A 6289-nucleotide genomic window follows, 5' to 3' on the forward strand; every position below is an offset into this window, starting at 1 on the left:
CTCGCCGCTGCGCCTCCGACGCGTCTCGGCGCCGTCGCGCCGGTGCCGGCCGACATCGCCTTCGCGGCGGCGCCGAGACGCGTCGGAGGCGCAGCGGCGAGGACGAGCGCGAGGGTCGGGGTCGCGAGAGCGACGTCGGCCGCTTTCGGGTCGGCCGCCTTCGGGTCGGCCCCCTTCGCGTCGGTGACCTTGCCGTCCTCGGTCTCGGCCGCCGCGGTCTTCGTCGGCGCCGGCTTGCCGGCGGAGGCCGCCGAGGCGTCCTCCGTCGGCGGCGCATCGTCCTGGGCCGGCGCTTCCGCCTCGGGCTGGGTCGGGCCGGCATCGCGGGCGGTCGCCGCCGTGCCAAATCGCGAGGGAGCGGGATCGGACGGCGCGGCACCCGCGCCCGGCGCGGCCGGATCGGCCTTCGCGGAAGCATCGCGGATTGCAGCGGCGCGGGCCGTTTTGGCGTCGGCGGCAGCGAGGTCGGCGGCCTTGGCACGGTCGGCCCGGCCGGCGGCGGTCGCGTCCGCGCTGCGCTGGCGCTCGGCGGCGTTGCGGGCCTGGGCGTTGTCCTTGGCGGTGGCGGCTTCGAGATCGCGGCCGAAGCGGGCATGCGCCGCCGCCGCATCCGCCAGGTCGCGCGTCGTCGCGCGGGCGGATGCCCGCGCCGCCGCATCCACGAAGTCCGTCGTTCCCACCGCCATGCACGCTCTCCTGCCGGCAGTGGAGCAAGCGACAGGCCAGCGCGTGCGCCGAGCCAAGAGACTGAGAAACATCGTCTTTCGGCGGCGGACCGGCTGGGGGATCATGCCGCCGCGGGCCGATGCTGCCGCGTGCCCGGCAGGACTTGCCGGGGCGGTCGACCGCGGCGATCGGGACGCGCCCTGGAAACGCCGAACGACACACACTATAGACAGGCCCGTGCGGCGGGATCTTCGCAGACCCGTGCCGCCGTCAGACCCGGCGCCATGAACTCCCTCGATCTTGCCAAGCCCCCGCACGAGACGCGCGTCGTCGTCGCCATGTCCGGCGGCGTCGATTCCTCCGTCGTGGCCGGGCTGCTGAAGCGCCAGGGCTACGACGTCGTCGGCATCACCCTGCAGCTCTACGACCACGGCGCCGCGACCCATCGCAAGGGCGCGTGCTGCGCCGGCCAGGACATCCACGACGCCCGCCGCGTCGCCGAGCGCCTCGGCATTCCGCACTACGTCCTCGACTACGAGGACCGCTTCCGCGACGCGGTGATCGACCGGTTCGCCGAGAGCTACCTGGCCGGCGAGACGCCGATCCCGTGCGTCGAGTGCAACCGCTCGATCAAGTTCCGCGACCTGCTGGCGACCGCCCGCGACCTCGACGCCGACTGCCTCGCCACCGGCCATTACGTCGCGAGCCGGGCGCTGCCGGGGGAGGGCGGGCGCCGCGCGCTCTACCGCGCCCTCGATCCGGCGCGCGACCAGAGCTACTTTCTCTACGCCACGACGCAAGACCAGCTCGACTTCCTGCGGTTCCCGCTCGGCGAGCTGCCCAAGGACGAGACCCGGCGCCTGGCGCGCGAGCTGGAGCTGGTGGTGTCGGAGAAGCCCGACAGCCAGGACATCTGCTTCGTGCCGCAGGGCCGCTACGCCGACTTGATCGCGCGGCTCCGCCCCGACGCCGCGCGGCCGGGCGAGATCGTGGATCTCGACGGCCAGGCGCTCGGGCGCCACGAGGGCATCATCCACTACACGGTCGGCCAGCGCCGCGGCCTGCGCGTGGCCTCGCCCGAGCCGCTCTACGTGGTCCGGCTCGAACCCGACACCGCCCGCGTGGTGGTCGGCCCGCGCACCGCGCTGGCGACCCACCGCATCCGGCTCACCGACGTGAACTGGCTCGGGGCACCGGGCCCCGTCTCCGACATGGCGGTCGCGGTGCGCGTGCGCTCGACCCGCGAGCCGCGCCTTGCGCGGCTCGACTACGACCCCGCGACCGGCGCCGCCGAGATCGTCCTGGCCGTGCCCGAGGACGGGGTCTCGCCGGGCCAGGCCTGCGCGATCTACGCCGACGAGACCCCGCGCGGACGCGTGCTCGGCGGCGGCACGATCCGCCGCATCGACGCAGCCTCGGCGGGCGCGGCGAGAGCCGCGTGATCCGACGCGGCCCGCTCTGAACATCCCCCTCGAGACCGGAAGAGAACACGAATGCTGAGCGAGCCGGAGGCCGGGCCGAGCACCGCCCTGATGCGCAAGGCCTATGCCCGCTGGGCGCCGGTCTACGACGTGGTCTACGACAAGCTCACCGAGCCGGCCGCCCGGGCCGCGGTGGCCGCCGCCGCCGAGAGCGGCCCGCGCATCCTCGAGGCCGGCGTCGGCACCGGCCTGTCGCTCGGCTACTACCCGCGCGCCAGCTTCGTCTGCGGCGTCGACCTGTCCGAGGACATGCTGAAGCGCGCCCGCCGCAAGGTGCAGCGCCGCGGCCTTACCCACGTGAAGGGCCTGCAGGTGATGGACGTCTGCCGCCTCGGCTACGCCGATGCGTCGTTCGACGCGGTGGTGGCGCAGTTCCTGATCACCCTGGTGCCCGACCCGGAAGCCGCCCTGTCCGAGTTCCTGCGGGTGGTCCGCCCCGGCGGCGGCATCGTGCTCGCCAACCATTTCGGGCAGACCGAGGGACCGGTGGCGAAGGTCGAGGAGATCGTCGCGCCGCTCTGCACGAAGATCGGCTGGTCGTCGGACTTCAAGTCGACCCGGATCGAGGCCTGGGCGCGGCGCAACGGCGTCGAGTTCATCGGCGTCGCGCCGACCTTCCCGGGCGGGTTCTTCAAGATCCTGCGGATGCGTAAGCCCGCGTGACCGCGGCCGGCGCGACGCCGCCCGAGCGTCCGCGCTCCGCCCGCCGCCGCGCGCTGCGCTGGCTGCCCCTGGCGCTGCTGATCGCGCTGTCGATCGCCGTGCTGGTCTCGGGCGCGTCGCAGCTCCTCAGCCTCGACCGGCTGCTCGAGTCGCGGCAATGGCTGCGCGCCTTCGTCGAGGCGGACCGCCCGCGCGCCCTCGTGCTGGCCTACCTGATCTATGTCGGCTCCGTCGTCGTCTCGGTGCCGGCGACGCTGATCCTCACCATGGTGTGCGGCTTCCTGTTCGGCATCGTCACCGGCGCGATCGTCGCCGTCTGCGCCGCCACCACAGGCGCCGCGATCGTCTTCGCGATCGGCCGCGGGCCGGCCTCGGACCTGCTGCGGCGGGTGGCCGGGCCGCGGCTCGGCGCGCTCGCCGAGGGGTTCCGCAACGATGCCTTCGGCTACATCGTGTTCCTGCGCCTGCTGCCGCTGTTCCCGTTCTGGATGACCAATCTCGGGCCGGCCGCGTTCGGCGTGGCGCTGCGCACCTTCGTGCTCGCCACCGCCTGCGGCCTGCTGCCCGGCGCCTTCGTCTACGCGGCGACCGGCGCCGGCATCGAGGACGTGGTCGCGGCCCATGCGGACGCGAAAGCAGTATGCCTGTCCGCCGGCGGCAGCGATTGCGACAACGCGCTGAGCTTCCGCGCGCTGGTGACGCCGCGGATGGTGATCGGGCTCGGCGGCCTCGGCCTGTTCGCGCTGCTCTCGATCGGCCTGCGGCGGCGCTTCATCCGGCGCAACGCGGGCTGATCCGCGGGACCGCTCGACCTTCGCGGGACGCGATTATCCCCACGCTGCGTACTGAAAATCGCGTTCGCGCGCCGATCCCGGGGGTGATGCCCCCTCGACGCTTCCTCGGCCCGCGGGCTACGAGGGATGATCGTGCCACCGTCTCGGCCAGGGGATGCGGGTGGCGACGGGACGTTCGCGAAGAGGCACGGGGTCGCCGCGCTTTCCGGGGCCGGGATAGCAGTGGTCGCAAGGACTGACACGGACTCGACGGAGGCGGCAGAGCGCGACGCGCCCGTCGCGGTGCCGCGTTCCGACCGCTGGCTCAAGCGCCTCGGCCTTTCCGGACGCCTCTTCCTCGTCACCGTCGCCTTCGTCGCGGCGATCGAGATCCTGATCTTCGTGCCCGCGGTCGCGAATTACCGCCTGTCCTGGCTGTCCGACCGGATCAGCGCCGCGCAGGTCGCGGCCCTCGTGCTCGATGCCAGCGAAGGGCACCCGGTGTCCGACGAGCTCGCCCGGCGCCTGCTGGCCGGCGTCGGCGCCCGCGCGATCGCGGTCCGCGACGGCGACACCCGCCAGCTCCTGTCGATCGAGCCGATGCCGGACCGGGTCTCCGACACGGTCGACCTGCGCAACCGATCGATCTGGTGCGCCATCCGCGGCGCTTGGCGGACGCTGACCGAACCGGTCGACGAGCCGATCCGCATCGTCGGCCAGGGCTGGGAAGGCTTCGACCTGGTCGAGATCATCCTCGACGACGCGCCGCTGAAGCAGGCGGTGGTCGATTTCGCGATCCGGCTGGCGGTGTCGTCGCTGATCATCGCCACCGCCGCGGCCGGCCTCGTCTTCTTCGTGCTGCAGACCCTGATCGTGCGGCCGGTGCGCCGGCTCGCGCGCAACATCACCGCCTTCGCCGACGACCCGGAGGGGGCCGACCGGATCATCACGCCCGTGCCGCGCAGCGACGAGATCGGGCTCGCCGAGACCGCGCTGGCGCGGATGCAGCGGACGCTCGCGGACCAGCTGCGCCAGAAGCGCCGGCTCGCCGAGCTCGGGCTCTCGGTCGCCAAGATCAACCACGAGCTGCGCAACCTGCTGACCGGAGCGCAGCTGCTCGGCGACCGGCTCGAGGAAACCTCGGACCCGACGGTGCAGCGCGTGGCGCCGCGCCTCGTCGCGACGCTGGGGCGGGCGATCCGCTTCTGCGAGGCGACGCTGGCCTACGGCCGCGCCGCCGAGCGCACGCCGCGCAGCCGCGCGTTCGCGCTGGCCCCGGTCCTGGCGGAACTCGCCGATCTCGCGGCGCTCTCCGCCCACGGCCGCGTCCGGGTCGTGACCGAGGTCGCCCCCGAGCTGACGGTGTTCGCCGATTCCGAGCAGATCGGGCGGGCGATCGGAAACCTGGTGCGCAACGCCGTGCAGGCGCACGACTTCACCGAGGCGAACGTGGCCTCGCCGGAGGTGCGGATCACGGCCGGGCGCGAATGCGCCGGTGCGGTGACGATCCTGGTGGCCGATAACGGTCCCGGCCTGCCGGCGCGGGCGAAGGAGCACCTGTTCGAGGCCTTCCAGGGCTCGATGCGCTCGGGCGGCACCGGGCTCGGCCTCGCCATCGCCTCCGAGCTCGTGCGGCTGAACGGCGGGACGCTGTCGCTCGACCCCGCCGCCGAGGGCACCCGGTTCCGGATCGTGCTGCCGGACGCCGAGGCCTGAGGCCTACTCGGCGGCTTCCATCATGGGCGCGGCCACCGTGATGCCGATGTCGCGCAGCAGGGCGGCGTCGGAATCGGTCTCGTTGTTGGCGGTGGTCAGCAGGCGCTCGCCGTAGAAGATCGAGTTGGCGCCGGCGAGGAAGCACAGGATCTGCGCCTCGCGGGTCAGCCCCTTGCGCCCGGCGCTGAGGCGCACCCGCGCCTTCGGCATCACGATCCGCGCGGTCGCGCACATCCGCACGAGGTCGAGCGGGTCGACCGGCGGGCGGTCCTCCAGCGGCGTGCCCTCGACGGCGACGAGGGCGTTGATCGGCACGCTCTCGGGATGCGGCGCATGGTTGGCGAGCACCTGGAGCATCGCGGCCCGGTCGGTCACGCCCTCGCCCATGCCGACGATGCCGCCGCAGCACAGGCCGATGCCGGCCTCGCGCACGTTTTCCAGGGTCTGGAGCCGGTCGGCGTAGGTCCGGGTCGAGATGATGTCCTCGTAGAAGTCCGGTCCGGTGTCGAGGTTGTGGTTGTAGGAGGTCAGCCCGGCCTCGGCGAGCCGCACGGCCTGGGACGGCGTCAGCATGCCGAGGGTGACGCACGCCTCCATGCCCAGGCCGCGCACGCCGCGGACCATGGCCAGCACCGCGTCGAATTCCGGGCCGTCCTTCGGCTGGCGCCAGGCGGCGCCCATGCAGAACCGATGCGCCCCGGCCGCCTTCGCCTCGGCGGCCTCGCGCAGAACCGCGTCGACCGGCATCAGGCGTTCCTTGGCCATGCCGGTGCCCTTGTGATGGGCCGATTGCGGGCAGTAGGCGCAATCCTCGGGGCAGCCGCCGGTCTTGATCGACAGGAGCGAGGCGCGCTGGATGTCGGCCGGATCGTTGTGGGCCCGGTGCACGGAGGCGGCGCGAAACATTATACAAAAAGAAGCATCCGGAGAAAAAACGTGTTTTAGAAAACGTGGGACGCCGATAATTAAAAAAAAAAAGGGGGGGGGGGG

4 protein-coding genes and 2 pseudogenes are annotated in these 6289 nt (G+C 72.9%); 4 read left to right on the forward strand and 2 right to left on the reverse strand.

The features are described 5' to 3' along the window. Positions 1–686 (reverse strand): annotated as a pseudogene (locus FV227_RS27305) (hypothetical protein); the annotation flags it as partial. Positions 687–950: 264 nt separating this feature from the next. Between FV227_RS27305 and mnmA the strand changes: the two are divergent. The 4 genes from mnmA to FV227_RS27325 all read left to right on the forward strand — a co-directional run bounded on the left by mnmA (position 951) and on the right by FV227_RS27325 (position 5299). Next, a complete protein-coding gene (mnmA, locus tag FV227_RS27310) occupies positions 951–2108 on the forward strand; it encodes a tRNA 2-thiouridine(34) synthase MnmA (protein ID WP_147729568.1) in 1158 nt (385 codons plus the stop codon). 51 nt (positions 2109–2159) lie between these two features. Next, entirely contained in the window at positions 2160–2810 is a 651-nt protein-coding gene (locus tag FV227_RS27315) for a class I SAM-dependent methyltransferase (protein WP_147729569.1), read from the forward strand. Further along, positions 2807–3604 carry a TVP38/TMEM64 family protein gene (locus FV227_RS27320; RefSeq protein ID WP_147860349.1) on the forward strand — a complete coding sequence of 266 codons (798 nt, stop codon included), beginning with the start codon at positions 2807–2809 and terminating at the stop codon, positions 3602–3604. Before FV227_RS27315 ends, FV227_RS27320 begins: the two co-directional genes overlap by 4 nt. 282 nt (positions 3605–3886) lie before the next feature. Next, entirely contained in the window at positions 3887–5299 is a 1413-nt protein-coding gene (locus tag FV227_RS27325; RefSeq protein ID WP_246686534.1) for a HAMP domain-containing sensor histidine kinase, read from the forward strand. A gap of 3 nt (positions 5300–5302) precedes the next feature. Here the strand turns inward: FV227_RS27325 and bioB are convergent. Beyond that, positions 5303–6208 (reverse strand): annotated as a pseudogene (bioB, locus tag FV227_RS27330) (biotin synthase BioB); the annotation flags it as partial. Between the last annotated feature and the right edge of the window lie 81 nt (positions 6209–6289).

Origin of the sequence: Methylobacterium sp. WL119 (genome assembly GCF_008039875.1) — a bacterium.
Lineage (GTDB): Bacteria > Pseudomonadota > Alphaproteobacteria > Rhizobiales > Beijerinckiaceae > Methylobacterium.

Excerpts from the sequence above, each read along its gene's own strand:
- mnmA (WP_147729568.1), top strand. The coding sequence starts at position 951 with ATGAACTCCCTCGATCTTGCCAAGCCCCCGCACGAGACGCGCGTCGTC.
- FV227_RS27315 (WP_147729569.1), top strand. The coding sequence starts at position 2,160 with ATGCTGAGCGAGCCGGAGGCCGGGCCGAGCACCGCCCTGATGCGCAAG.